General features: G+C 67.6%; 29 protein-coding genes and 1 tRNA gene. 18 read left to right on the forward strand and 12 right to left on the reverse strand.

What is annotated here, in order from left to right:
• Positions 1-556: 556 nt before the first annotated feature.
• The 5 genes from J2751_RS12555 (at position 557) to J2751_RS12575 (ending at position 3,648) form a co-directional block, all read left to right on the forward strand.
• A complete protein-coding gene (locus J2751_RS12555; protein WP_209486482.1) occupies positions 557-1,174 on the forward strand; it encodes a hypothetical protein in 618 nt (205 codons plus the stop codon).
• Between the two features lie 88 nt (positions 1,175-1,262).
• Positions 1,263-1,346, forward strand: a tRNA-Ser gene (locus tag J2751_RS12560).
• 257 nt (positions 1,347-1,603) lie between these two features.
• Positions 1,604-2,203: a superoxide dismutase gene (sod, locus tag J2751_RS12565; protein ID WP_209486484.1), complete on the forward strand. Its 600-nt coding sequence runs from the start codon at positions 1,604-1,606 to the stop codon at positions 2,201-2,203.
• Between the two features lie 153 nt (positions 2,204-2,356).
• A complete protein-coding gene (locus tag J2751_RS12570) occupies positions 2,357-2,674 on the forward strand; it encodes a DUF5827 family protein (protein WP_209486486.1) in 318 nt (105 codons plus the stop codon).
• Positions 2,671-3,648, forward strand: a complete 978-nt coding sequence (locus J2751_RS12575; protein ID WP_209486488.1) for an ATPase — start codon at positions 2,671-2,673, stop codon at positions 3,646-3,648. Before J2751_RS12570 ends, J2751_RS12575 begins: the two co-directional genes overlap by 4 nt.
• Before the next feature lie 25 nt (positions 3,649-3,673).
• Here J2751_RS12575 and J2751_RS12580 read toward each other — a convergent pair whose 3' ends face one another.
• The 6 genes from J2751_RS12580 to J2751_RS12605 all read right to left on the reverse strand — a co-directional run bounded on the left by J2751_RS12580 (position 3,674) and on the right by J2751_RS12605 (position 6,631).
• Positions 3,674-4,174: a hypothetical protein gene (locus J2751_RS12580; RefSeq protein WP_209486490.1), complete on the reverse strand. Its 501-nt coding sequence runs from the start codon at positions 4,172-4,174 to the stop codon at positions 3,674-3,676.
• 119 nt (positions 4,175-4,293) lie between these two features.
• The gene (locus J2751_RS12585) at positions 4,294-4,647 is read right to left on the reverse strand and encodes a 4a-hydroxytetrahydrobiopterin dehydratase (RefSeq protein ID WP_209486492.1); all 354 of its coding nucleotides are present in this window, start codon (positions 4,645-4,647) and stop codon (positions 4,294-4,296) included.
• A gap of 159 nt (positions 4,648-4,806) precedes the next feature.
• Positions 4,807-5,292 (reverse strand): nucleoside deaminase, encoded by a 486-nt coding sequence (locus J2751_RS12590; protein ID WP_209486494.1) that lies wholly within the window; start codon positions 5,290-5,292, stop codon positions 4,807-4,809.
• 24 nt (positions 5,293-5,316) lie between these two features.
• A complete protein-coding gene (locus J2751_RS12595) occupies positions 5,317-5,670 on the reverse strand; it encodes a hypothetical protein (protein WP_209486556.1) in 354 nt (117 codons plus the stop codon).
• A 2-nt stretch (positions 5,671-5,672) separates the two neighbouring features.
• On the reverse strand, positions 5,673-6,449 hold the full coding sequence (locus J2751_RS12600; RefSeq protein WP_209486496.1) for a Rho termination factor N-terminal domain-containing protein: 777 nt from the start codon (positions 6,447-6,449) through the stop codon (positions 5,673-5,675).
• Complete coding sequence (locus J2751_RS12605) at positions 6,449-6,631, reverse strand: zf-TFIIB domain-containing protein (RefSeq protein WP_209486498.1); 183 nt, start codon at positions 6,629-6,631, stop codon at positions 6,449-6,451. The genes J2751_RS12600 and J2751_RS12605 overlap by 1 nt, the downstream gene beginning before the upstream one ends.
• Positions 6,632-6,751: 120 nt before the next feature.
• Here J2751_RS12605 and J2751_RS12610 point away from each other — a divergent pair, with 120 nt between their 5' ends.
• The 4 genes from J2751_RS12610 (at position 6,752) to J2751_RS12625 (ending at position 12,052) form a co-directional block, all read left to right on the forward strand.
• Positions 6,752-7,663, forward strand: coding sequence for a DUF7139 domain-containing protein (locus tag J2751_RS12610; RefSeq protein WP_209486500.1), 912 nt, complete (start codon positions 6,752-6,754; stop codon positions 7,661-7,663).
• A 157-nt stretch (positions 7,664-7,820) separates the two neighbouring features.
• Entirely contained in the window at positions 7,821-8,786 is a 966-nt protein-coding gene (locus J2751_RS12615; protein ID WP_209486502.1) for a CehA/McbA family metallohydrolase, read from the forward strand.
• A gap of 81 nt (positions 8,787-8,867) precedes the next feature.
• Complete coding sequence (locus J2751_RS12620) at positions 8,868-10,103, forward strand: molybdopterin molybdotransferase MoeA (protein WP_209486504.1); 1,236 nt, start codon at positions 8,868-8,870, stop codon at positions 10,101-10,103.
• Complete coding sequence (locus J2751_RS12625) at positions 10,100-12,052, forward strand: molybdopterin biosynthesis protein (protein WP_209486505.1); 1,953 nt, start codon at positions 10,100-10,102, stop codon at positions 12,050-12,052. The genes J2751_RS12620 and J2751_RS12625 overlap by 4 nt, the downstream gene beginning before the upstream one ends.
• A gap of 25 nt (positions 12,053-12,077) precedes the next feature.
• Here the strand turns inward: J2751_RS12625 and J2751_RS12630 are convergent, their stop codons facing one another.
• From J2751_RS12630 to J2751_RS12640, 3 genes are all read right to left on the reverse strand, one after another.
• Complete coding sequence (locus J2751_RS12630) at positions 12,078-12,539, reverse strand: PaaI family thioesterase (RefSeq protein WP_209486507.1); 462 nt, start codon at positions 12,537-12,539, stop codon at positions 12,078-12,080.
• Between the two features lie 267 nt (positions 12,540-12,806).
• Entirely contained in the window at positions 12,807-13,712 is a 906-nt protein-coding gene (locus J2751_RS12635) for a hypothetical protein (protein WP_209486509.1), read from the reverse strand.
• Between the two features lie 66 nt (positions 13,713-13,778).
• On the reverse strand, positions 13,779-15,458 hold the full coding sequence (locus J2751_RS12640; protein WP_209486511.1) for a sensor histidine kinase: 1,680 nt from the start codon (positions 15,456-15,458) through the stop codon (positions 13,779-13,781).
• A gap of 99 nt (positions 15,459-15,557) precedes the next feature.
• On the opposite strand from J2751_RS12640, the gene J2751_RS12645 reads away from it, so the two are divergent.
• From J2751_RS12645 to tgtA, 8 genes are all read left to right on the forward strand, one after another.
• Positions 15,558-16,343, forward strand: a complete 786-nt coding sequence (locus J2751_RS12645; RefSeq protein WP_245202780.1) for a lipoyl protein ligase domain-containing protein — start codon at positions 15,558-15,560, stop codon at positions 16,341-16,343.
• A gap of 135 nt (positions 16,344-16,478) precedes the next feature.
• Positions 16,479-16,862 carry a 30S ribosomal protein S6e gene (locus J2751_RS12650; protein ID WP_209486513.1) on the forward strand — a complete coding sequence of 128 codons (384 nt, stop codon included), beginning with the start codon at positions 16,479-16,481 and terminating at the stop codon, positions 16,860-16,862.
• A 14-nt stretch (positions 16,863-16,876) separates the two neighbouring features.
• Complete coding sequence (locus J2751_RS12655; protein WP_209486514.1) at positions 16,877-17,347, forward strand: DUF7112 family protein; 471 nt, start codon at positions 16,877-16,879, stop codon at positions 17,345-17,347.
• A gap of 69 nt (positions 17,348-17,416) precedes the next feature.
• Positions 17,417-18,502 carry a siroheme decarboxylase subunit beta gene (gene ahbB / locus J2751_RS12660; protein ID WP_209486515.1) on the forward strand — a complete coding sequence of 362 codons (1,086 nt, stop codon included), beginning with the start codon at positions 17,417-17,419 and terminating at the stop codon, positions 18,500-18,502.
• Between the two features lie 42 nt (positions 18,503-18,544).
• The gene (locus tag J2751_RS12665) at positions 18,545-19,210 is read left to right on the forward strand and encodes a precorrin-2 dehydrogenase/sirohydrochlorin ferrochelatase family protein (protein ID WP_209486516.1); all 666 of its coding nucleotides are present in this window, start codon (positions 18,545-18,547) and stop codon (positions 19,208-19,210) included.
• Positions 19,207-20,562 carry a glutamyl-tRNA reductase gene (gene hemA, locus J2751_RS12670; protein ID WP_209486518.1) on the forward strand — a complete coding sequence of 452 codons (1,356 nt, stop codon included), beginning with the start codon at positions 19,207-19,209 and terminating at the stop codon, positions 20,560-20,562. Before J2751_RS12665 ends, hemA begins: the two co-directional genes overlap by 4 nt.
• Positions 20,563-20,599: 37 nt before the next feature.
• Positions 20,600-21,388: a Nif3-like dinuclear metal center hexameric protein gene (locus J2751_RS12675; protein WP_209486520.1), complete on the forward strand. Its 789-nt coding sequence runs from the start codon at positions 20,600-20,602 to the stop codon at positions 21,386-21,388.
• Between the two features lie 80 nt (positions 21,389-21,468).
• The gene (tgtA, locus tag J2751_RS12680) at positions 21,469-22,950 is read left to right on the forward strand and encodes a tRNA guanosine(15) transglycosylase TgtA (protein WP_209486521.1); all 1,482 of its coding nucleotides are present in this window, start codon (positions 21,469-21,471) and stop codon (positions 22,948-22,950) included.
• Between the two features lie 31 nt (positions 22,951-22,981).
• Here the strand turns inward: tgtA and J2751_RS12685 are convergent, their stop codons facing one another.
• The 3 genes from J2751_RS12685 to J2751_RS12695 all read right to left on the reverse strand — a co-directional run bounded on the left by J2751_RS12685 (position 22,982) and on the right by J2751_RS12695 (position 24,827).
• Complete coding sequence (locus tag J2751_RS12685; RefSeq protein ID WP_209486522.1) at positions 22,982-23,443, reverse strand: pyridoxamine 5'-phosphate oxidase family protein; 462 nt, start codon at positions 23,441-23,443, stop codon at positions 22,982-22,984.
• A gap of 61 nt (positions 23,444-23,504) precedes the next feature.
• Positions 23,505-24,464: a zinc-dependent metalloprotease gene (locus tag J2751_RS12690; protein WP_209486523.1), complete on the reverse strand. Its 960-nt coding sequence runs from the start codon at positions 24,462-24,464 to the stop codon at positions 23,505-23,507.
• Positions 24,465-24,542: 78 nt separating this feature from the next.
• Positions 24,543-24,827, reverse strand: coding sequence for a hypothetical protein (locus J2751_RS12695; protein WP_209486524.1), 285 nt, complete (start codon positions 24,825-24,827; stop codon positions 24,543-24,545).
• Positions 24,828-24,933: 106 nt separating this feature from the next.
• On the opposite strand from J2751_RS12695, the gene J2751_RS12700 reads away from it, so the two are divergent.
• Positions 24,934-26,013, forward strand: coding sequence for a M28 family peptidase (locus J2751_RS12700; RefSeq protein WP_209486525.1), 1,080 nt, complete (start codon positions 24,934-24,936; stop codon positions 26,011-26,013).
• Positions 26,014-26,017: the final 4 nt, after the last annotated feature.

The raw sequence follows: 26,017 nt of genomic DNA on the forward strand, positions 1-26,017 counted from the left end.
CCAGCAGGGACGGGCCGGGGGGGTTCATACGGGGCGGAGGAGAGGGCCCCCCGGGGGGGGGGGGGGGCCCCCCCCCCCCGGGGGGGGGGGGGGGCCCCCCCCCCCCGGGGGGGGGGGGGGGGCCCCCGACGAGGCTGGGGAGGCGTGAGGTGCGGTGGCGGGGCGGGACTCAAAGGGGCAGCCGTGAGAGCGCCGTAGGCAACGCAAGCACCGCAACGAGGGAGCCTGCGACCGAGTGAGGAGCGCAGCGAGCGTACGGCGCTCTCACGGCTGGGGCTTTGGAGGAGTTCGCCGCTGATCCACAGTCACAGTTAGCAGTTTATACGGAAACATGCGGAGCTTTTGAACCGGTCACCGTTGACCGCTTGAGTCGCCGATAGCCGTTTATAAATGAGTCGCGTGAACGGTCGGGCTTCGTCTCCGATCCGTCCTTATAAACAACCGCGTATAGCCGGGCAGACTAGGCTGTGGTAGCCTGATCGACCGATCCAAGAGACTACAACGATCCTCTGTGCCTTGGCCATTTATATACCCCGTCCGGTCCGATCCCCCCGCCATGAGACGACGCGCTATGCTTGCCGGTCTCGCCGCGGCCGCGACGACGACCGGACTGGCCGGCTGTTCACGAACGCTTCCCGCTGAGAGCGACGAGTTCGCGGTCGCCGAGGGGTTCGACGGTGACCCCGTACGGCCGGAGTGTATGGTCGGCTCGGAGCCGGTCGACGTCGACATCGGCGACGAGACGCGAGAGTTCGAGACTGCCGAAACGATCCCGTATCCCGACCCGCCGGACGCGTTCGACGAGAAGGGGATCGCCGACTACGTCATCGCCTTTGAGGAGGCGTACGTGACACACCGGGTTCTCTGTGATCACGGTGGGTCCGGGCACATCGTCCGCGTCAGTTACAGCACGGACGAGATCGAGACGTTCGATCGGGCCGGAAACGGGGCGAACGTCTTCCTCCGGTATGCTGGCGGCGCGACCGCGGGCGTCGACGACGGCGGGATGTGGGAAGCCGACATCGGGTTCAGTGCGGTCGTGTACGCGGTCGACGACACCGGGGCGGCTCGCGTTGTGGTTGACGAGCCGCGGGACTGGTCCCGGGCGGAGGTCGAGTCCGACGCTCCCGATCCCGTCGCGGATGGCGAGTTCGTCGCGAGATTCGATCGATGACCGTCGCCGGTAACTGTCACCGAGGATCGATCCGCGAACCGACCGACACCGACACCCCTTAGTTGTGCGACCTCAAGCGTGGAGACGTGGTGGGATGGCAGAGCGGCCCATTGCGCCGGTCTTGAAAACCGGTAGCCTCACGGCTTCCTGGGTTCAAATCCCAGTCCCACCGTAAGCGCGCGGATCTGAGCCGGAGGGCAGGAACCGAACGGTCCCCCGTTCGGCGAGCGCGAACCTTGTAACCGATCGTAGTTACTTGGATAGCCGAGACTCCGCACGAATCTGGAGCCGTACGTACTGGTGTGAACCGCTACCCTACCGATCACGAACGCGTCAGCCGGTAACGCCCGCGTCCGGTGTCGTGTGGTATCGCGTGACGCATTATCTTTAACACACTTCCGACCGTGTATTGAGATAGGTGAATTAGTCATGAGCTACGAACTCGATCCCCTTCCGTACGATTACGACGCACTGGAACCGCACATTTCCGAGCAGGTCCTCGAATGGCATCACGACACGCACCATCAGAGCTACGTGAACGGCTGGAACGCCGCCGAGGAGACGCTCGAAGCCAACCGCGAGGAGCACGACTTCTCCTCGTCGGGCGGCGCGATCCGAAACGTGACCCACAACTCCTCGGGTCACATCCTCCACGACCTGTTCTGGCAGAATATGTCGCCGGAGGGCGGTGACGTACCCGAGGGTGCGCTCGCCGACCGCATCGAGGAGGACTTCGGCTCGTACGACGCCTGGAAGGGCGAGTTCGAGGCGGCGGCCTCCGCGGCGAGCGGCTGGGCGCTTCTGGTGTACGACACGTTCTCGAACCAGCTCCGTAACGTCGTGGTCGACAAGCACGACCAGGGAGCGATCTGGGGCGGTCACCCGATCCTCGCGCTGGACGTCTGGGAGCACTCCTACTACCACGACTACGGTCCGGCCCGCGGCGAGTTCGTCGACAACTTCTTCGAGGTCGTCGACTGGGAGGAGCCGTCCACTCGCTACGAGCAGGCCGTCGAGCTGTTCGAGTAACCCTTCGGATCCGCCGAGAGGCCACGCGTCGAACCCCGATTTCTTTTGAACCCGCGTCGCTCCGGAGCCATGCGGCCGTCGCTCGCCGCACACCGGGAGGCGCACGAGCCGCGTACCGGGAGAGTTTACGGCCTCGCTCGTCTACCGGGAGCCATGCCCGAACCGAGGTCACGTTTCGACGAGACGTTCCCCTGTGAGTTCTACACGCCGGCGGAGCTGTTCGAGCCGGATCTGCTGTACACGATCCCGGAGATAGCTCGTCTGCTTCAGGGGTTGGAACCGGACGCCGAGATCGACGCCGACACCGAGGCCGTGCTGACCGACTGGGCGGTCCCGTGGGTGATGGTCCACAGCGAGGATCTCGTGATCGCGGAGCCGCTCGCGGAGGAAGGACCCGGCTACTACGGGGTCGCGCCGGAAGCGCTCGATTCGGATCCGGACCGGGAGAACGACCCGGACGACGAGCGGTGACCGGGAGCCGGCCCACCCCGAACGGACCCCGACCCGGCCGCGACCCCGATCCCCCGGTTCTCCTCGTCGCCGGAGGTACTCGCGTCGACGCCGGGAAGACGACGTTCTCGACCGGACTGCTGGCGTTTCTCGCGGAGAGTGGTGAGAACCACGAAGCCGCCGGAACGGCCGATACCCCCGCCGATGCCGACACTGATGTTATCGGCGTGAAACCTCGCGCGGGCAACGACTACTGGTTCGACCACGACGACGTCCGGATCTCGACCGACGCGGGACGGCTGTACGGGAAGGACGCTCGCCGACTCGCGGCCGCGAGCACCCGCCCGCTCGGTCCGGGCCGGGACGCGATCGCACCCGAGGCGATCAACCCGGTCCACCGGCTGTGGCGGCCGACTCCGGGCCGAACCGGGATGCTCGGCGATACTGACCGGACGTTCCTCTGTGACCGGGTGACGACCGGCGATGGCTCGCGGTTCGTCGTCAACGCGGCCGCCGAATCGGAGGGGCTGATCCCGGAGGGACTGGCCGAACGGCTCCCGCTCTCGGACGCGACTCGCGTGGACGATGTCGGCGTGTTCAACGAGGTGATGGCCGACAGCTACGTCCCCGCGTTCGAACGACTCGCCGACCGCGTCGGACGGGCATCGGCCCCCGTCGTCATCGAGTCGTACGCGGACGTGGCCGCACCGCTCTCGATCGGGAACGACGCGCCCGTCGACGTCGATGCGGTCGCGGTCGTCGACCCCGGACGAGCACGGGTCTACGCTGGCGACCGCTACGCGAAGGCTCGACGGGTCGCCTCGGGAAGTGCCCGTGAGGGGACGCTGGAGGAGCACACCGACACGGTGACGGGGATGATAGAGCCGCTCGCGACGGTCGGACTGCCGGCCCTCTCCGGTGAGGAACGGGGGCGACCGGGGACGGTCGCCGAGCGATACGCGCCGGCGTACGAGGCCCTACTCGACGCGGTCTAGAGGAAAGCTGGCGTGTTCGGCGTGGTTAGGCCTCGGCCTGAGGCTCGGAGTTCCGCTTCGTGTACGCATCGAGTGCGCTCTCGATGGTCGAGAGGTCCCGCGTCACGCGGCCGTCGGCGACGCGCATGAACCCGGGCGTGTACGACGCGGAGTAGTCGAAGATCGTGTTGACGCCGCGTTTGGGGACGGATATCGGCGTGAACGACTCGACGGTGTACACCCGCGTCGTCGGGAAGGCGGTCCAGAACGTCCCGCTGACCCAGCGATCCTCGTCGACGAACGTCGCGCCGATCCGGGCGGTGGCGACGTACTCGTCCCCGTGGTAGAACAGGACGAGATCCCCGGACTCCATCCGGTCGAACGTGGAACCGTTTCCGCTGTCGTCGTCGACGGCCCACAGTCGGGCCTCGTCGGCGTCGGCGAGCTCGTCCGGGCGGTCGTCGTAGTCGGTGAGGTCGACCGTGGACCGGACCGTTCGATCGAAGTTCTCCGGATCGATCGGGACTAGGAAGACGTTCGCGCTCATTACGTCTATCTATCCCCGGCAGGGATTTAAAAGCGTCCGTTGGCTCGTCGCGTCGTCCGGCGCTCCGTCCGACAGCGCGTTCCGTGGTTCGTCCGACAGCGCGTTCCGTGGTTCGTCCGTTAGCTCTCCTCGTCGTAGTCGTCGTATATCCGGTCCATCCGGGCGGCCATCACGAAATCGGACCGATGGAGCCCGCCGATGTCGTGGGTCCACATCTCGACGCCGACCTCGCCCCACGAGAGGTGGATGTCCGGATGATGCCACTCTGCCTCCGCGAGTTCGCCGACCTCGTTCGTGAACTCGAGCGCCGTTTCGAAGTCCGGGAACTCGTAGGTGGCTTCGAGGTGGTGTTCCTCGACGACCTGCCAGGCGTCGCCGAGCGTCTCGAGGAGCGACTCGTACTGATCGGGCGTCAGCGGATCGTCGTCGTCCGTCGACGACTCCACCGGCTCGTCCGCGAGCGTGGATGACATATGTGTCCGTTCATCACGAAGCCGTTTGTACCTTCCGCGAGTCACGATGCGATCGAGAGTCGTGCTCCCGACGGATCCGATTCCGATCTCGGCCGTCAAACGTATTTAAGAGCGGGATCTGTCGCCTCGGAAACCGGATCAGGCGTCTCGGGAACCGGATCAGCTGCCATCGACGTCGGAGGCGTCCCCCTCGCTCCCGTACCACGACTCGTGGACCGTCATCGCCTCCTCGGTCGCGATCGGTCCCTCGACGGTCGTCTCCCCGTCGGCACGGCGGATCACCTCGGAGGCGGGGATCGTGACGACGTTCCCCGCCAGCGCGTCGAGCGTCTCGCCGGCGACGCCGAACACGACGCGGTCGATCCCGGCGTAGTGGATCGCCGTCGTACACATCGGACAGGGTTCCGTGCTCGCGTATATCGTACACTCGGCGAGTTCGCTCGGCTCGAGCGACCGGCCGGCCCAGCGTGCGAGCACCAACTCCGGATGGGCGGTGAGATCGTCGTCGGTTCGCGTCGCGTTCCTCGCTTCCCGAACGACCTCGCCATCGACGACCAACAGGGCACCGAAGGGGGTGTTCCCGGCTTCGACGGCCTCCTCGGCGAGTTCGATCGCTCGGGTAATGTGGACGTGATCCTCAGTCATATCGAGATGTCGGCCTCCCCGACCCTAATCCTTCGCGTCGTCGCCCGGCGGGTCCGGCTCCGGGCCGTCCATGCCGTCCCGGTCGATGGGGTCGTCCTCGCCCGTCTCGTCCGGATCGTCGCCATCGGCGTCGGCCGCCGGCCCCGACTCGCGCACGTTCCTGAGGGCGTCGACCGCGTCGTCGGTCGCGTCGGATCGCGTCTCGGTGACGGCCGTCGGATCGAGCCCCCCGTCGCCGTCCCCCTCTCCGGGCTCCTCAACGGATCCGTCGTTGTCGCCCGTCTCCGGAACCGGGCCGTCCGCGTCGTCGGCGTCGTCCGGCCCCGGTCCGCCGAGGAGGCCGGCGAACCACTCGCGAAGTCGTGTGAGGAGTCCCATTATCAGTAGTTCCGGAACAGCAGCGCCCGCACGTCGTCCTTGGTGCGAGCCGTTTCGACGCCCCCGTCCGGGAGGTCGACCTCGTATCGCACGTCGCCGTCACCCTCCCGCCACTTGTCGTCGTGCGTGTCCAACAGGCTCATCATCGCGTTCAGCTGGCTGGAGTCCGACCCGTCAGATCCGTCCGTCTCCTCGTCCTCGCCCGTGTCCGCGGACCCGTCGACTTCGGACGGTTCGTCGACTTCGGACGGTTCGTCGACTCCCGAATCCCCCGTTTTATCACGGTCGTCTCGGCCAGCGTCGACATCGACGCCGACCGCACTGAAGGGGTCGGCGGCCAGCGCCGCGGCCCGGTCGAGGATCGCCGCGATCAACTCGTCTTTCGTCATTCCGCTTCGCCCGGTCACGTCGAGCTCGGCGGCGATCGTGTATAGATCCATCCGATCGCCGTCGTCCGGCTCCGCGTGTTTGCGGTTCCGATCGGCCAACTGCTCGCGAACTGTCTCGCGGTCGAACGGCTCCGCCGAGGCGGAGGGAGTTTCCGCGAACTCCCCCGGACTCGGCTCACGTTCCGGGTCGACCTCGCGTCCCGGATCCATTTTGCCTTTCGGGTCGACCTCGCGTCCCGGGTCATCGACGGCCTCGGCGAGATCCACGAGGTACGCGAGCACGTCGTCCGGCTCGACGGTCGCGTACGGTCCGGCGTGTTCCTCGGCCAGTTCGGCTCGGAGCGTCTCGATCCGGTCCCGGTACTCGTCGGGTATGTCCAGCGTGTTCATCATCGGTCACCACCGCGTCCGAACCGTTCGAGCGCTTCCTCCCAGCTCTCGACGTTACGGGGTTCGCCGGAGTGGTCCGCCTCGACGCCCGCGAACCCACAGTCGTCACAGGCTATCGCCTCGGTCCCGCCGAGCGCGAACGTCGTCAGCGTCGATCCGCATCGCGGGCACTCGGTTGGCACGGTTGATCGTTCGGATCGACGACGGGAGCCGTGAAAAACACACGGGTCGGTTCCGACGTCCCGACCGGGACCACGCTCGCGGGGACAACAATCAATAGAGTCGGCATGGACGGTCGATACATGAGCGAGTCGAGCGAGACGAACGGGACGAACCCCCTCCTGGAGTACTATCGACAGTACATCGGGGATCCGGACCGAACGGTCGACGTGTACGCCGGTTTCGGCCTCTTCTTCGTCGGCCTCGGACTGGGTCTGGTCGGAGTCACCGTGTTCCTCTACAGCGCGACGCTCCCGCCGAACTCGGAGTCGATGTACGCGGTCCGGCAGGTCGCGTCGGTCGCGGCGGCGCTCGGACTTCCCGCACTGCTTCTCGGCGTCGTCGTCCTCCTGCCGGTCGACCTCCGGATGTTGTACCTCGGCGTCGCCGGCTCGGCCGTCTGTCTCGCCGCAGTCGGCCTGTTCGTCTGGGCGTACCCGGACGCTTGGAACGTCACGAACCCGCCGGACTACAGCGCGCAGGGCGTCGCCATCTACAGCGTCGGTCTCGTCGGAGTCATCGGGGCGACCGGGGTCGCGCTCGTCGCCCACCGCGTCGAGCAGGCCACCGGCGCGGCCGCAGGGAGTGTCGACGACGCGGCCGCGGAGGACGGCGAGCGCGAAACCGTCACCGACGCCGAGGTCCGTGCGGACATCGAGCGCGAACTGGAGGACGCGGAGCTGACGTGGGGCGGCGTCGAGCGCGGCGAGGGCCGACGGCTGGAGCTCGACACGACCGCGGTCGACGAGGTCGAGGTCGACGCCGACGCGCTCTCCGGATCCGCGACGGAGACCCGCACCACGTCCGGGACCGTAACCGACGCCGTCTCCCAGCTCAAGGGGCTACAGGGCGGAGAGAAGAACACCGCAAGCGGTCAGGGAACCGACGACCAGGCGACCGCGCTGCGCGAGCTCCGCGAGAAACAGCGCGCGGAGGAGGCGGCGGACGCCGAGGATCAGTCGCTTTTCGACCGGATCCTGTCGTACATCAGGTGAGTACCACGAGTGCGTCGGACCGTCGGCAGTGATCGCTGAGAGCTGACGGGGTGCCGGGAACTGATGGAGGGGTCCGGCGGGAACGAGATCCGACGGGAACGACATCCGACCGCGACGGCATCGCGCACTTATATATGACTGACCACTACGGACCGTCGTGTCACGCGTCACGGTCCGGATCGATCCGCACGTCCACTCCGAGGCGAGCTACGACGGCCACGAGCCAGTGGAGCTCATCCTCGAACACGCCGCGGACATCGGACTCGACGCGGTCGTGATCACCGACCACGACACGACTACGGGGTCGGTTCGGGCCGCGGAGATCGCGGCCGACTACGGACTGATCGGAATCCCCGGCGTCGAAGTGTCGACCGCACACGGGCATCTGCTCGCCATCGGCGTGGACCGGGTCCCGCCGCGCCGGCTCTCCTACGCCGAGACCATCGCGTGGGTCCACGATCACGGCGGCATCGCGGTCGTTCCCCATCCGTTCCAGCGATCGCGCCACGGCGTCCGACGACGACACCTCCCCATCCCCGATCTCGACGCCGCGACGAGAGTCGTGGGGTCCGGGACGCGGGCCACGACGAGCCGGGACGACGGCGATGATGGTAGCGGCCGACCGGATCACGTCGGCGGCGGCCGACCGGATCACGTCGGCGGCGGCCGACCGGATCACGTCGACGAGGTCGACGCGGTAGAGGTGTTCAACGCGTGGCTGTTCACCGGCTACCACAATCGTCGTGCCCGGCGGTTCGCGAAGAAACACGGATATCCCGGCGTTGCCGCCAGCGACGCTCACACCCTGAACTACGTCGGTCGGGCCTTCACCGAGTTGACGATCGAGGGCCGTGAGCACGTCGACGACGTCACCGCCGACGACGTGCTCGCGGCGATACGCGATGGGCCGACGACCGTGAGCGGCAAGCGTGCGCCGATCCCGATGGCGGCGAGACACTACGTCGTCGCCGCGATCCGGAAGTCGGGCTACTACGCACGAACCGGGACCCGACGCGGAACGAGGGGCGTGCTCCGCGGGAGCCGTGAGGCGAGGTCGATCGCACGCGTCGGCATCGCTCAGGGGCTCCGGCGGATCCGCCGCACGCTCTCGTGGATCCGGTAGCGATCCGGGTCGAGACCGGCGAGCCGGTCGGTGTAAACTGGGGAGGCGAGGTTTTTCCACGCGGAGCCGAAACGACTCGACATGAGCCACGACAGACGTAAAACCGGATTCAAACGACGGACTCGCGTCGAGGAGGCGTTGACAACCCTCCTCGACGCGGTCGATCCGCACGGCCGTACGGAGACCGTCCCGCTGGGCGAGGCCGACAGCCGCGTTCTCGCCGAAGCGATCGACTCCCCGGTACCGGTTCCGGGATACGACCGCGCGGCGATGGACGGGTACGCCGTCCGCGCGGAGGACACGTTCGGCGCGTCCGACCGGTCCCCGACCGTGCTCCGGACCGCGGAGAACGCCGTCGATCCGGGCGAGGCCGTCCGGGTCCACACGGGGAGCGCGCTCCCCGACGGGGCCGACGCGGTCGTGATGATCGAACGCGTCGAGGAGGTCGGCGACGACGTGGAGACGTTCGACGCGGTCGCGTCGGGTGAGAACGTCGGTCCCGCGGGCGAGGACGTCGCGGAGGGGCAGCGGCTCTACGACGCCGGATCGACGCTTCGGCCCTCCGATCTCGGGCTGCTCAAGTCGGTCGGCCTCGATACGGTCGAGGTCGCCGACCGACCGACCGTCGCCGTGATCCCGACCGGCGAGGAACTCGTCCAGTCGGACCCTGACCCCGGAGAGGTCATCGAGACGAACGGGCTCACCGTCTCACGGCTCGTCGAGCGCTGGGGCGGGAGGGCTCGCTACCGCGACGTCGTCACCGACGACGAGGCCGCGCTCGCGGACGCGATCGAACGCGACCTCGACGCCGATGTCGTCGTCACCACGGGCGGGTCCTCCGTTGGTGAGCGCGACCTTCTACCCGAGGTCGTCGACGGACTGGGCGAGGTGCTCGTCCACGGGGTTGCGCTCAAGCCCGGTCACCCGGTGTGTCTCGGGCGAGTCGAGGGGACCCCGGTCCTCTCGCTTCCCGGGTATCCCGTCGCCTGTATCGTCAACGCGGTACAGTTCCTCCGGCCGACGCAGAAACGGATCGGCGGGACCGCACCCGACCCCTTCTCCACTCGCCGCGCACGCTTGGACCGGAAGGTCGCGAGCGAGCCGGGGACGCGGACCTTCGCCCGGGTGAAACTCACTGAGAGCTCGGACGAGAGCGGGGAGGACCCGCCGTTCGTCGCGACCCCGACGCGAGCGAGCGGGTCGGGTGTGCTCTCCAGTGTCACGCTCGCCGACGGCTGGGTCGTCGTCCCGGAGTCGGTCGAGGGGTTCGACGCGGGCGAGACCGTCGACGTCGAGCTCTGGGAGGCCACCGAATGAGCGACCGAAAGGAGTTCCGCGATCTCGCGGAGCCCGCTGCCGCACACGAGGCCATCGCGTCGTTGGATCTCACGCCCGACCCGGAGTCGGTCGCGCTCCGGGACGCCCGCGGTCGCGTACTCGCCGAGCGGATCGACGCCCGAACGGACGTTCCCGGGTTCGATCGGGCGTCGATGGACGGGTACGCGGTGCGGGCCCGGGACACGTTTGGAGCCGACGAGGCCGACCCGGTCGAACTCGACCTCGTCGGCGCGGTCCATGCCGGTGCGGAACCCGATGTGACCGTCGATCCCGGGACCTGCGTCGAGGTATCGACGGGCGCGGTGATGCCCGACGGGGCGGACGCCGTGGTGATGGTCGAACGAACCGACGTGGTGGCGACGGAGGAAGACGCGGGGGATACGACGCGGATCGCGTTCCGGACCTCGGTCGCGCCCGGCGACCACGTGATGGTCGCCGGGGCGGACATCGCCGCGGGCGCTCGCGCGCTCGGACCGGGAACGCGACTGACGCCCCGGGAGATCGGGCTGCTATCGGCGCTCGGCGTCGACGAAGTACCGGTTCGCGGACGGCCGACCGTCGGGATCGTCTCGACCGGCGACGAGCTCGTCCGCCCCGGCGACGAACTGAACCCGGATCGCGGGGAGATCTACGATGTCAACTCGACGACGATCGCCGCGGGCGTCGAGGAGGCGGGCGGAGAGCCCGTCCTCTACCCGCACGCGGGCGATGACTACGCGGAGATGGAACGGTTGTTACGGGAGGCGGCCGACGAGTGTGACCTCGTTCTCTCGTCCGGGTCGACCTCGGCGAGTGCGGTCGACGTCATCTATCGCGTGACCGAGGAACGTGGCGAGCTCCTCCTTCACGGCGTCTCGGTCAAACCGGGCAAGCCGATGCTTATCGGGCGACTCGACCGTGCCGATGGTCGCGAGTCAGCGTACGTGGGGCTTCCGGGGTATCCCGTCTCGGCGCTGACCATCTTCCGGACGTTCGTCGCACCTGCGATCCGAAAGGCGGCCGGGCTCCCGGAGCCGCGGACCGCGACCGTCGAGGGACGGATGGCGCTCGGCGAGCGATACGGCGAGGGTCGACTCCGATTCATGCCCGTCGGACTGCTGGATCTGGGAGACGCGGGAGGAACGGTCGACGCCGGCGATCCGGGCCTGCCGCTCGTCTACCCGGTCGACAAGGGGTCGGGCGCGACGACGAGTCTCGTGGAGGCCGACGGGGTCGTCGCCGTTGACGCCGATACAGACTACCTCGACGCGGGAGAGTCCGTCCCCGTCCAGTTGTTCTCGCCCGACGTCCGTCCCCCCACGCTTCTCGGCGTCGGCGAGGACGACCCCGCGCTCAACCGCCTGCTCGACCGGCTGGCGAACCCGCGGTACCTCCCCGTCGGCTCCCAGGAGGGCCTTCGTCGGCTTCGCGACGGGGTCCCCGACGTCGCCGTCGTCGCGGGACCAACGGACCGCGAGGTCGACGGCGTCGATCTCGGGACGTGGACCAGAGAGTGGGGCCTAGTCGTCCCCGAAGGGAACCCGAGAGACGTCTCGGAACTCGCCGACCTCGTCGGTCGGGACCTGCGATTCGTCAACCGGTCGCGCGACTCCGGGCTCCGACGGAGTCTCGACGACGCGCTCGAATCGCTCGCAGCGGAGCGGGGAGAGCCACGAGCGGATCTGACCGACCGGATCGACGGCTACGGGATCACCGTTCGGGCGTTCGAGAGCCCGGTTCGAGCGGTAATGGGCGGGAAGGCGGACGCCGGCCTCGCGCTCCGTGAGACGGCGGATCGGCTCGGGTGCGGGTTCGTGGCCCTCGGCACGCAGTCGGTCGTCGTCCGGGCAGCCGCCGACCGAGCCGACCGCGACGCGGTCACAGCGCTCGCGGACGAACTCGACGGGCTCGATACGATACTTGAAGGAATGTCCGGGTACGGGACCTGAGCGGTCTCGACCCGGACGATCGGTCTCAGTCCCTGAACAGACGGAACGATCCCTGTCCGACGACGACCTCCGAGGCCCCGTTCTCCGTCGCGCTCGTCACGGTCATGTCGCTGACGCCGATCGAGCCCCCCGACCGGACGATCTCGGCCTCCGCGCGCAGGTCGCCGGTCGCCGGCCGGAGGTAGTTGGCGTTGAGGTTCACCGTGGCGACCTCGCCGGAGAGCGGGTCCTCGAAGGCGGTTCGCTGGGCGATCCCGCCGGCAGTATCGATCAGGGTCGCGGCGACGCCGCCGTGGATCGTTCGCCCGTCGATGTTGGTCAGCTTCTCGTCGAACGGGATCGATAGCACGATCCGACCGCGCTCGACGATGTCGACCGACGTGTTCAGCCACGAGAGGTAGCCGTGTTCCTCCTCGATCCGTTTTCGGAGATACTCCGTCGCTTCCGACGGGATCGGTTCCATTCCCGCGATGTCGTCCTCGACCATGCCCTCCCGTCACCGCGGGCCGGCTTGTATCCCGGGGAACGGGTCGAAACGTTCCGACGGTTGATCGGTCGAAACCGCGGTCTTCGCCACGGTTTTCGCCGCACTACCCGGCTTTATGACCGATGACGAGCCAGCCCACTCGTGATCTGACGGGTCGTCCGCGGTGGCCGAGGCGGGAGTCCGGCACACCACCGTGGACATCGCGGGCCACGCGTGCCGGCTGTTCGCCACCGACCGATCGTTCGACCGTCGCACCTCTCCAGCGCCTCACCGGCTCCCGAGCCGGATCGGGTCGTCGCCGGGCTCGATTCGGACCGACACCGACTCGCCCACGTCGAACTGACGATCCGGACAGACGAGTTTCGCCCCGTAGCGAGCGTCCCGCACCGCGAACAGCGACAGCCCGACGATCCGCTCTCCGTTCGCGATCACGTCGACCGACTCCCACTCGATTCGGCTCTCGTCGCCCGACTCGGCATCGACCCCGACACCGACGCGCGTTCCCCACAACGACAGCGCCGCACCGGGCTCCACCGGCCTGGCGGTGCCGCCGCCCGGGTAGTGAGCTAGCCCGCCATCCAGCGGAACACCCTCGTCGCTCGCGATGGCAGCAAACGATCCACCGGGGTCCGGGTGTGTCGGCGCGTCAAGCACCGCGTGAGTCGGGCCCGCCTCGACGACCGTCCCGGTACCGTCCCACGACATGGGCTCGACTGGAACGTCGACGGCCACCGGCAACGATCCGCTCGCGCGAAGCGGGTTCGTTCCCGGTGACCGGAACCCGAGATGAACGTGATTGTCGACCCACTGGCCGAAGAACCCGGTTCGAGTGGTCGGTCCGAGGACGTCGCCGACGGCGACGCGATCGCCCGGGTCGACCTCCGGGATCACGTGAAGCACGCGGGCGACGGTCCCGGGTTCCGCACCCGCACGACGACACCACTCATCGTCGAGGTCTATCAGTATCAGGTGGTCCGTCGAGGCGGCGTACGACCGGTCCGGACAGCCGACGGTTCGGGCCTCCCTGACGACTCCGTCGACAGGAGCGATCCCCTCTCCACCCTCCGGATACAGGTCGATCGCGCTCCCGTCGTCGTGAGCCGGATACGGGGAGTTGTACCGCGAGAACCGACGATACGGGTCGAGCGAATCCGCGGGGAGACGGACGGCCATACCGTCCTGACGGCCCGGAGAGAAATGTGGCCATCGGAACCCGGGGAGTACGAACCGACCTCTGGACTACTCGTCGACGACGTCGATCCCGCCGATCTCGAAGCAGGCACCCTCGGTCGGTCCGTCGATCGATTCGACCGACCAGCCGTGTGCCTCGGCGATGTCGCCAACGATGGCGAGTCCCAATCCCGTCCCGCCGCCGAGCGATATCCCTCGTTCGAACACCCGCGATCGCTCGTCGTCGGGGATCCCCGGACCGTCGTCACAGATACGGAGGGAGAGGCGGTCTGCCGACCGTTCCGCGGTGACGATGACCGTGACGTCGTCACCGCCGTGTTCGATCGCGTTCCGAAACAGGTTCGTAACGAGTTGGTGGAGCCGTTCCTCGTCGGCGAGAACCGTCTCGTTCGGTAGATCGACGGTCAGCGTCGCCGATCCCGTTTCGAGCCGGGACCAGACGGTTCGGATCGCTCCGTCGAGCGAGACTCGTTCGAGCGCGTCGACGGCCTTGCCCGCGGTGGCGAGCGAGAGCAAGCCCTCGATCAGTTCGTCCATCCGCTCGTGAGCGTCGGCCGCACGTTCGAGCGCGTCGTCCCGATCTCCGTCGCTGACGCGCGCGAGCTCGACCGCCGCGGTCGCGGCAGCGAGCGGGTTCCGAAGGTCGTGCGAGACGACCCCGGCGAACTCCTCGAGCCGGTCGTTCTGTCGTTCGAGCTGTGCTTCCCGACGTTCGAGTGCCGTTTGTCGTTGCTCGCGGACCGTCACGTCACGCAGGAGGTAGACGTGACCACGATCCGTTCCACGGGGGTCGGTGATCGGGTCCACCTGTACGTCGAACTGTCGACTACCGATCGTGATGGGGTGATCGCCGCCGGATTCGAGACGCGGGAAGGTAGTCGAGAGCGACTCGCCGACCGCGTCCGGGGAGAACAGTCGTTCCGCTGCGGGGTTGAGATCGCGGATCCGGCCGTCGGAGCCGACCACGATCACGGGGTCCTGTATGACCTCCACAGCGGTGTCGCGTGCGACGACGGCAGCATCCAGCGTTCCGAGCCAGAACACGACGCCGTAGAGGAACACGCCGTGAATGACGAACGCGGCGGGAGCCCATTCGAGCGTCGCGTAGCTCCCGAAGTCGACTATCGTGGCGAGTCCGGCCAGAAGCGGGAACAGCGTTCCGAGCAGCGCCACGAAGGTCTGAAGCCGGTAGCGGTTCCCGGTCCGCTGGTAGAGGTCGAAAACCACGAGAAGCCCGGCAAGGTAGAGCGCGTACGCGTACAACACGAACGCGACGGTGGCGGGCCCGATACCGGGTTCGATGAGCGTGAACGGACCGTCGGAGACCGCTTCGAAGGACCGTCGTGCGAGCTCGTGGGTCCGGCTCGACCATGCGAGCAGCACCCACATGAACGCCGGCGTCACGACCGCGACGATCCGGTATTCGGTTCGCCACTCGTCCCAGCCCGCGTACGCGAAGGCGAAGAGGAGCCAGAGCACGGGCATCGCAGCGAGGATCGGCGTCGACGTTTGGAGTGCGACAACCATCGTCGTCGGATCGTCGCTCGCGATCCGGATCGCGTACAGAAGCGAGAGGAGCCCGCCGCTGACGAGATACAGCGAGACCTCGAGTCGGCCCGGCTCGTCGCGTTCGGTCCACGTGACGCGGCCGAGCCAGAGCCCGATGACGCCGGCGAGCAGACAGGCGATCAGATACGCCTGTACCGGTAACGCGCCCGGATCGCTCATCGGTACCTGAACGAACCCGACCACTGGCAAAACGTTTGCGTCATACGCGGACCGCCCGCGAGCGTAAGCGGCTTGTCGACCCGACCCGTCGAGGAGGGCATGCGCGTGCTCCGTGGCGGACGGGAGCGACCGTCGGCCGATCGTGAAGCCACGGCGAACCTCCTCGAATCGGCGGCCGACGGGACCGCAGGCGTTCGGGTCTGGGTACCCCCACGACAGATCGCCTTCGGCCGACGGGACACACGAGCGTCGGGGTATCCGGACGCGACGGCGATCGCCGAGAATGCGGGGTTCACCCCGATCGAGCGCGACGTGGGTGGAAGGGCAGTCCCGTACACCGGCGACACGCTGGCGTTCGCCACCGCCGTGCCGCGAACGAACGACGACGAGCGGACCGGACTCGACGACGGGAGCGTCGGAATCAACGGCGGGAGCGTCGGAATCGACGATCGATACGCGTGGGCGACGGGGATCGTTCGGACGGTCCTCGTCGACCTCGGGGGGGATATCGAACCCGGCGAACCTCCAGCGTCGTTCTGTCCCGGAGATCACTCGATCCGGGTCGCCGCCGGCGGGAAACTGTCCGGGATCGCTCAACGGGTTCGCGCCGACGCGGCACTCGTCGCCGGTTGTCTGGTGGTAACCCGATCCGACGCGTCGGAACTCGCGTCGATCGCGTCCCCCGTGTACGACGCCTTGGGAGTCCCGTTCGATCCGGATTCGGTGGGAAGCGTCGAGGCTGCCGGTGGCTCGGCCGACCATCGAACGGTGGCGAGGGCAGTGGAGACGGCATTCGTTCGAGCGCTCGATCGCGACGGACCGGACGACGAACCGTCGCGGGACGGGCGGCGTGAGATCGTCCGCGTCGGTCCGGAGCCGTGGTGAACCCTCCGAGCCCTCCCGACGGTATCGATCGACGAGGATCCCCCGTCGATCGGGCGGGATCACGTCGGCGAATCCCGAGGATCGGCGTGTCGAGGTTTCGACGTGCTTTTTATTCGCGGGCGTCTCGGTCCGGTCATGGCCGAATTCAAAATCGTCATCGCCGACCCCGAAAGCGGCGAAACGTTCCAGCGCGAGGTCGACGGACAGGACGCGAACCGATTCCTCGGCCGGGAACTCGGTGACGAGGTCGACGGCGACGCCGTCGGCCTCTCCGAGAGCACGCTCGAGCTCACTGGCGGCTCCGACGAGACGGGCCGACCCATGCGTGCGGACGTCTCCGGCACCCGCCTGAAGGAACTACTCCTCGAGGGTGGCGTCGGGTTCAAACCCTCACGCGAGGGCGAGCGCAAGCGGGTCACCGTTCGTGGCCGCGAGATCGACGACGACGTCGCACAGATCAACGCGTCCGTGATCGACGGCGACGGCGATGTCGCAGCCGCGTTCGACGGCGACGAGTAAACGTCTGTCAGCCGATGGCTCGTGTCCCTTCCGACGACGAGAGCGTCGCGTCGATACGCGTCGATCTCGCCCGGAGCGGCGGAACACGGCGTCCCTGTGTCCGGATCCCGGATGACGTCGACCTCCCCGGTCGCCTCGAGTCCGGAACGTGTGAGTCGCTGTCGATGGAGCCGGACGATCTCGTCCGGCTCGTGATCGATCGCGAGGAACGCCATGCCCGCGTCGAGTCCGACTCGCGCGGACGACTGCTCCGTGGGGCCTTCGACGATCGGCGACGAGCACGAACGCCCGGCGAGGGAACGGATCGACTGGCGGAGTGGCTCGACGCTCACGACCGGGAGCCGGGCGACGTCGTCGTCCTCGACGTCGTCGTACCGAACGAGCTGTACGGACTGCGGATCCCCGGCGATCGAACGATGTACGACGTGAAACGTGGCCCTCCGTCCTCGCTTGCGGACATCGCGCGTGACCTCGACGGCTCGTAAAAAAGAAGCGATCGAACGTCGTCCGCGTCGGTCGGATCGCTTATTCTCTTTCAGCCCCGAACTCGTCCCATGAAGGAGGTCGACGCGGATCTGTCGGCGCTCGACCGGGCGATCATCAACGCCTTTCAGGGCGGATTTCCGGTGACTGCGCGACCGTTCGATGCGGCCGCGTCCGCGCTCCGGGATCACGAACTCGCGGTGACGGGCCCGGAGCTGTGCGAGCGCGTGCGCGAACTCGACGAGGAGGGCGTGCTCTCGCGGTTCGGCGCGCTCGTCAACGCCGAGGAGATCGGCGGGGCAGCGTCGCTCGTCGCGATGCACGCGCCCGAAGAGCGGTTCGAGGCGGTCGTCGAGACGGTGAACGGGTTCACTGAGGTCGCACACAACTACGAGCGTGAACACCCACACCTCAACGTCTGGTTCGTCGTGAGCGTCGCTGACCACCCGGATCCTGATAAAGACGGAAGCGACCGGGTCGAAGAGGTGTTGGCCGACATCGAGGCGGCGACCGGTCAGGAGACGTACAACCTGCCGAAACAGCGGGAGTTCCACGTGGGTGCGAAGTTCCTCGTCGACGGACCGGTTCCCGACGGCGACGTCGATCTCTCGGAGCTGGCACCCGACGTGAGCCCGTCGGATCGGTCGACGCTCACTCCCGAGGAGCGCGATCTCGTCGTCGAGATCCAGGGCGGACTCCCGATAACGGAAACGCCCTACGCCGACGTCGCGGACGCGCTCGACGCCGACGTCGACTGGGTGATCGAGACGATAGAGCGATTCCGACGCGAGGGGAAGGTCCGACGGGTTGGTGTCATCCCGAACCACTACGCGCTCGGCTACACGGAGAACGGAATGACCGTCTGGAACGTCCCGGAGGAGGTCCTCGACGAGGTCGGGCCCGTGATCGCCGATCTCGATTTCGTCACACACTGTTATAAACGACCCAAACACGTGGGCGTCTGGGAGTACAACTTCTTCGCGATGACGCACGGTCGCACCGAGGCCGAAAGCGATCAGCGGGTCGCACAGGTTCGGGACACGATGGCGGAGTATTGGGACGTCACGCCTGACGACTGGGACACGCTGTTCTCGACGCGGATCCTGAAGAAGACGGGGATCCGAATCGACGAGCGCGCGAGCAGCAACACGGTTTAAGACAGCGACATCGATCCAGATCCGTCCACAACACTACACCGAATGACACCCTTATATCATGACCTCTCGGAAGAAACGGTGCTCGTGTTCGGCGGCGGTGCCGTCGGCAGCCGGAAGGCGATCGGCTTCGCCGACGAGGCTTGTGTCGTCGTCGTGAGCCCCGCGTTCGCTGACCGGCTTCTCGCTGCCGACGACGCCGCGGGTCACGCGGAGATCGATCTGGTTCGCGCGGAGCCCGATCCCGGGGCCGTGTGGGAGTGGGTACAACGCCTGTCGCCCGCGCTCGTCGTCGCTGCCACCGACGATCCGGCGGTAAACGCGGCCGCGGAGGCGGCAGCGCTTGAATCGGGTGTGCTGGTGAACCGTACCGACGTGTCCGGCGGCCGGGACGCCGGAAGCGTCGTCGTCCCGGCGACGATCGAGGACGACCCGGTCAGCGTCGCGATCTCGACGGGCGGCGCGAGCCCGGCGCTCTCGAAGGCGCTTCGCCAGCGTATCGAGGCCGAGATCGACGGGGCGGGGGCGATGGCGGAGTTGTCCGGCGAGCTGCGCGGGGACCTAATCGACCGGGGAATCGATCCCGAAACACGGCGGGAAGCGATCCGTCACGTCGTGCGATCCGAGGGGGTTTGGAAGGGTTTACAAAAGGGGAGATCGAACGGTCGTCAAGAGGCATACACAGTGATCGAGGAGGTCATCGACCGATGAAGGAGATGGGGGCGATACGCGGAGTTAGCGTCGCCCATTCCGCCGCGACAGTCGACGAGATAGAGTCGGCCGGCGGCGAGAGCGTGCGGGCGACCGTCTCCGATCTCCTCGCCCGCGACGGGGTCGAGGAGGCGTTCGCGATCCGGACGTGTAACCGGTCCGAAGCCTTCGTCGTCACCGATAGTACGACGGACGGGACTGCCGCCCTCGACGCGTTCGCGCCGGACGTTCGCGGTGCCGCCGTCCGACGGTTCGATCACGAAGAGAGTTTGGAACACCTGATGCGAGTCGCCTCCGGGCTGGAGTCGCTCGTTCTCGGCGAGGACCAGATAATCGGTCAGGTTCGCGAGGCGTACGAGGAGTCGCGGGCCGCCGGTGGGATCGGCCCGGTTCTCGAGGACGCCGTTACGAAGGCACTTCACGTGGGTGAGCGCGCTCGAACGGAGACCTCGATAAACGAGGGCGTGGTTTCGCTCGGCTCCGCCGCGGTTCGGCTGGCCGCCGAGGAGATCGACCTCACCGGTGGAACCGCGGTCGTCGTGGGTGCCGGCGAGATGGGGACGCTCGCGGCTCGGTCCCTCGACGACACCGCGGTCGGCGAGGTCGTCGTCGCGAACCGGACGGTGCCGAACGCGGCGTTCGTCGCCGAGGAGATCGACACCGAGTCCGTAGCGGTTCCGTTGCGCGATCTCCCGGCAGTGGTCCCCGAAGCGGACCTCGTGGTCACGGCGACTGGGAGTCCGGAGGCCGTGCTCGATACGAGACACTTCGACGGAGCGGACCGAGTGGTCTGTATCGACATCGCACAACCCCGGGACGTCGACCCCGCTGCGGGCGAGCTGTCCGGCGTCTCGCTGTACGACATTGACGACTTGGAGGACGTCACGCGGGAGACCCGCGAGCAGCGGGAGGCGGAGGCCCGTCACGTCGAGTCGATCATCGACGAGGAGCTCGACCGGATCCTCCAAGCCTATAAACGGAAACGCGCCGACGACGCCATCTCGGCGATGTACGCCGGTGCGGACCGGGTACGAGCCCGAGAGGTCGATCGCGCGGTCACGAAACTGGAGGCACAGGGCGATCTGACCGACGATCAGCGCGAGACGGTCGAATCGATGGCCGACGCGCTGGTTGGACAACTCCTCGCGGCACCGACTCGCTCGCTCCGTGATGCCGCCGGCGAGGATGACTGGGAGACGATCCGGACGGCCCTACAGCTGTTCGATCCCGGGTTTAACGAACCGCCCGGTGGTCCGGGAGGGAGCGAGAACGGACTTGCGTCGGCGGATACACCGTCCAATGCGCCCTTCGACGCGATCCCTGATTCGCCGTCCGAGGAAGTCGACGACTGACCGGTACGTTTTGTTTCCCGGGGACTCATCGTCGGGTATGGATCTACACACGTTCGTCGACCGGTTGGACGATCGACTCGATACCGACGCGTACGCCGACGTCGACGCGAGCGCGAACGGGTTACAGGTCGGACCGGGCGGCGAGGGAACCGACGCGGACGCGACGGTGGACCACGTCGCGTTCGCGGTCGACGCGGCGACGACGACGATCGAGGACGCGGCCGAGGCGGGTGCCGATGTGCTCGTCACACACCACGGCGTCTCGTGGGGTGGGATCGACCACGTCACCGGCCGGACCTACGACCGAATCGCCGCGCTCGTCGAGAACGACGTTGCTCTGTACGTTTCGCATCTCCCACTTGACGGTCACCAGGAGTTGGGTAACGCGGCCGGCGTCGCGGATGCGATCGGACTGTCGGACCGGGAACCGTTCGGAACGATCGGGCCGGTGACGATCGGAACAATCGGGGAGACTCGGGAGCCGCTTCCGGCCTCGGCGATCCGCGAACGACTGGAGGGGTTCGACGGCAACGAGGCGGACGGGGCGGTGCGAGCCATGGAGTTCGGGCCCGATCGCATCGAGCGGGTGGCAATCGTCACCGGTTCCGGTACCGACTGGCTCGACGAGGCCGTCGAGGCGGGCGCGGACGCGTTGATAACGGGAGAGGGGAAACAGCAGGCCTACCACGACGCACGGGAGGCGGGGATCACGGTGTTTCTCGCCGGTCACTACGCGACGGAGACGTTCGGTGTCCGCTCGGTACGGTCGCTTACGAACGAGTGGGGGTTGGAGACGACGTATCTCTCCCATCCCACCGGACTATAAGCCACGGTTGACCGCCCGCTTCGGACCTCCCGAGCGACCCCGAACGCAACCCTTACCGCTCGCCTACGCCCAGTCGAGGTATGCGCGATCACTTCGAGATCCGGGATCACGCCGCCGCCGGCCGGATCGGGCGGCTGGAGGTCCCACGCGCGGGCGTCACGGTCGAGACGCCGGCGCTGTTGCCCGTCGTCAATCCCAACGTCCTCACGATCGAACCCCGGCGGATACGCGAGGAGTTCGGCGCGGAGATGCTGATCACCAACTCCTACATCATCCGGAGCACCGACCGGATCCGCGACCGCGTACTCGAGGAGGGTCTCCACGAGTTTTTGGGGTTCGATGGCGCGATCATGACGGACTCCGGCTCCTTCCAACTCGCCGAGTACGGCGACATCGACGTCACGACCGCGGAGATACTCGAGTTTCAGCGACGGATCGGCAGCGATGTCGCGACCCCCGTGGACGTTCCGACGCCGCCGGACGCGGACCGCGACCGGGCGGAGCGCGACCTCGAAACGACGCGAACCGCACTCGCGGACGCGGAGGCGGCCGACACCGGCCGGATGCTCGTCAACGCCCCCGTACAGGGGTCGACGTATCCGGAACTCCGGGAAGCGGCGGGTCGACACGCCGCCGGAACCGACCTCGACGTGTTCCCCGTCGGGGCGATGGTGCCGCTGCTCAACTCCTATCGCTACGCAGACGTCATTGAGGCGGTGACCGCCGCGAAACGCGGACTCGATCCTGACTGTCCGGTTCATCTGTTCGGCGCAGGACACCCGATGATGCTTGCGCTCGCCGTCGCGATGGGCTGTGATCTGTTCGATTCCGCGGCCTACGCGCTGATGGCGCGGGACGGCCGATACCTCACCGTCTCGGGGACGGATCACCTCGCGGAGATGGAGTACTTCCCCTGCTCGTGCCCGGTATGTGTCGATCATACGCCCGCCGAGCTCCGGGAGGGTGACGACGACGAGGCCGAACGACTGCTCGCCGAGCACAACCTCCACGTCACCTTCGAGGAGATACGGCGGATCAAGGGGGCGATCCGTTCGGGGACGCTTCTCGAACTAGTCGACCGCCGGGCTCGGGGACATCCCGCGATGCTCGACGGACTCCGGACACTGCTCGATCGCACCGACCGGCTCGAAGCGGCCGACCCGGTCTCGAAGGACGCGTTCTTTTATACTTCTCACGAGTCGGCCCGGCGTCCGGAGGTCCGTCGACACCACGACCGGCTGGCTCGACTGGAGACGCCCCCGAAGCTACTCGTCACCGAGTCGAAGCCGCCGTCGAACCACGAGTACGACGCGGTCTGGCGTGTGAAACCGCCGTTCGGTCCGTTCCCCCGCGCGCTCTCCGAGACGTACCCGCTCACCGCCGAAACACCCGATCGGACGGACGCCGCGGCACAGACCGCTGCCGCGGAGGGGGTCCGACGGCTTGCCGAGACGAGTCCCGACTCCGCGATCACGTTGGGACACGCTGGCTGGGTGCCCGAGGCGCTCGACGTGGTTCCGGACCGCGTCGACGTCGAGGACCTGCGCGATCTGGGTCGGTGACTCCCGCTTCCCCTCAGCCGTCCTGACCGTTCTACTCGTCCCGGGGGTTCCGGTCCGGTGTCGGCATGCGACCCGAGTAGTCCCACGAGTGGAGTCGACCCGGTGCGATCCGGACGTGGACCTCCTCCCGGTCCGGATCGAGAAGGCGGTCGCCGAGTTCGTTGTCGACGCCGCCGAGGTATCGGTCGATGAGCGATCGGAGGCGTCGTTTGTCGTCGTCAGGCGTGACCGTCGCGTGGCCCCGTCCGCGGACCCCTTTATACGGTGGATCGTTCGTCGACACCTCAAAGGAGACGTGGTCGTCGGCCGAGAGAAACGAGACCACGTCGGCGTCCGCCCCGGTCGCACAGTGGATCGCTCCGTCCCACTCGAACCACAGCGATACCATCCACGGGTTGCCCTCGGGGGTTCGACACCCGATCCGGACTGGGATCCGTGCGTCGGCGAGGAACCGGTCGACGCGCTCCCGATCCCACGGGCCGGTGAGTTTCATACCGTTCATACGGCCGGCTCTCGCGTAAATCCACCGTCTACTCCGCTCCGTGTCCAACCGCTCACGGGTCGACCCGGACGATCCACGCCGCCGGATCCGCTATCTCGCGGCTCGTCGGGAGGTTCTCCGGGCGGTCCCATACCGCGCTCGCCGCTTCGAGCCCGCGCTCATCTGCGACCCGCTCGAAGAAGGCCGCGCCGCGCTCGTACTGCTGTCGCTTGAGACCGAGTCCGAGGAGTCGACGCGCGATCCGCTGGACCGGTCCGCCGCCCCCGCGGCGGTCGTCGAGCTTCCGTCGGAGGTCCGCGTACTCGTCGTCGAACGCGCGGTCCATCAACAGCTCCGCGTACCCCTCCACCGCGGTCATCGCGGTTTGAAGCTCCCCGAAAGCGGCCCGATCAAGCCCGCCGGCGGTTAGCTCGTCGACGCCGCGCTCGACGCGAGACTCCAAGTAGCCCGAAAGCCACGGTGCGGCACCGAACTCGGCGGCGTGTGTCACCTCGTGAAACGCGATCCACCGACGGAACCGCGGGTACGCCACGTCGAGATCGGCGGCAACCCCGACCACGTTCGGGTGAACGAAATAGAGTCCGTGGTCGGCGTTCGGGTCGTCCGCCAGCAGGAGCGGGTCGTACTGTCCGAGCACGTTGCGCGCGAGAAACCCGAGCGTGAACGCCATCGACCCAGTGTTGGCGATCCGAGAGAGATCGGGCATGCGAGCGTTCGTCGTCGCCTCGATCGGCCCCATCACGCTCCGGAACGTCGCGAGGTTCGCGTCGATCCAGTGGTGTCGGTTCTGGACTTCGATCGCGTCTGGAACGTCGAAATCGACTCCCGCGACCTCCCGAAGGCGGGTCCGGGCGTCCCGTACGTCAGCCGCGTAGCCACGTCTGTCCGCAGGGGTCAAATCGAGCGTACCGGGATCCGTACCGGCTTTCGCAGCCTCGCCGGCTTTCGACCAGTCGATGACGCCCGTTCCGGACGCCTCGGAGACCGCCCGAAGGCTTCGGAGGATGTCCATACGGACCGGAGGTGGTCCGGCCTCAAGTCGTTTGTGTCGGTCGGTGACACCGGTCGTGCGAGAACCTCCGAACCCCCGTTACTCGTCGAGCGCGTCGAGGTCGGCCGCGTCCTCCAGTCCGTCCCCGCCGAGCAGTCGCGCGGCCACGACCCCGATAGCCGCGAGGAGGCCGACGACGAGCAGTGCGATACCGATCGACTTTCCGAGACACCGATCCTCGGAGGTGTCGCCATCGAGAGCGTCAGGGTCTCGGCCGTTTTCGCGGAGCACGTCGTCCTCCCCACCGAGGAGCCGGTTCGGACCGATTCGAACGTCGCCATCGCCGAGGTGTATCTCGAGCAGCGTGAGGGATCTCTCAGCCATACGACTCGATTGTCGCGCCGACCGGTTAACCGTACCGCCCGCCCGCGGTCCCGGCGATGGCGGTCGAGACCGCCGGCTTCTTTTCGAGTCGGACGCAGGCACGCGTATGAACGACTCCAGCAGAGCGTTCCTCGACGACCTTCTCGCAACGCCGAGCCCCTCCGGGTTCGAGACGGCATCACAGCGGGTCTGGGCGGACTACGTCGCCGAGTTCGCCGACGAGGTGTTCACCGACGCGTACGGCAACGCCGTCGCCGTCCACGAGGGCGCTTCCGACGCCCCGACGATAGCCGTCACCGGCCACGGCGACGAGATCGGGTTCATCGTACGGGATGTCCTCGAAGAGGGATTCCTCCGGATCGCCCCGATTGGCGGGTCCGACCGGACCGTCTCGAAGGGACAACACGTGACCGTCCACGCGGACGACCCGGTACAGGGCGTCGTGGGACAGACCGCCATCCATCTCCGGGACCCCTCGGACGACGAGTACGAGGAGATCACCGGCCAGTTCGTCGACATCGGAGCGACCGACGCCGACGAGGCGCTCGATCACGTCGAGATCGGGGACCCGGTGACGTTCTCGACAGGCCTCGAATCGCTCGTTGGCGACCGGATCGCGGCCCGCGGGATCGACAACCGGACCGGAAGCTGGGCGGCCGCCGAGGGGCTCCGCCGTGCCGCCTCCGCCGACGTCGACGCGACGGTCTACGCGGTGTCGACGGTCCAGGAGGAGCTCGGTCTCCGGGGCGCGCGAATGGTCGGATTCGATCTCGAACCCGTGGACGCGTTCGTCGCCGTCGACGTCACGCACGCCACTGACAATCCCGATGTCGACACCGAACACCAGGGCCCGGTCGAGCTCGGGGCGGGACCGGTGGTCACTCGCGGGAGCGCGAACCATCCGGTTCTCGTCGATCTCGCGCGTGACGCCGCGACCGACGCCGGTATCGACGTCCAAATACAGGCGGCCGGATCACGAACGGGAACCGACGCAGACGCCTTTTATACCGCCCGAGGTGGCGTTCCTTCGCTCAACGTCTCCATCCCCAACCGATACATGCACACCCCGGTCGAGGTCGTCGACACGACCGATCTGGACGACGTTGCCGACCTCCTCGCCGCGATCGCCGACGCGTCGGGGACGATCGACTCCTTCAGCGTGGACATCCGAACCGACCTCCCGTGATAGA

The organism is Halorubrum alkaliphilum (assembly GCF_017873815.1).
Taxonomy (GTDB): domain Archaea; phylum Halobacteriota; class Halobacteria; order Halobacteriales; family Haloferacaceae; genus Halorubrum; species Halorubrum alkaliphilum.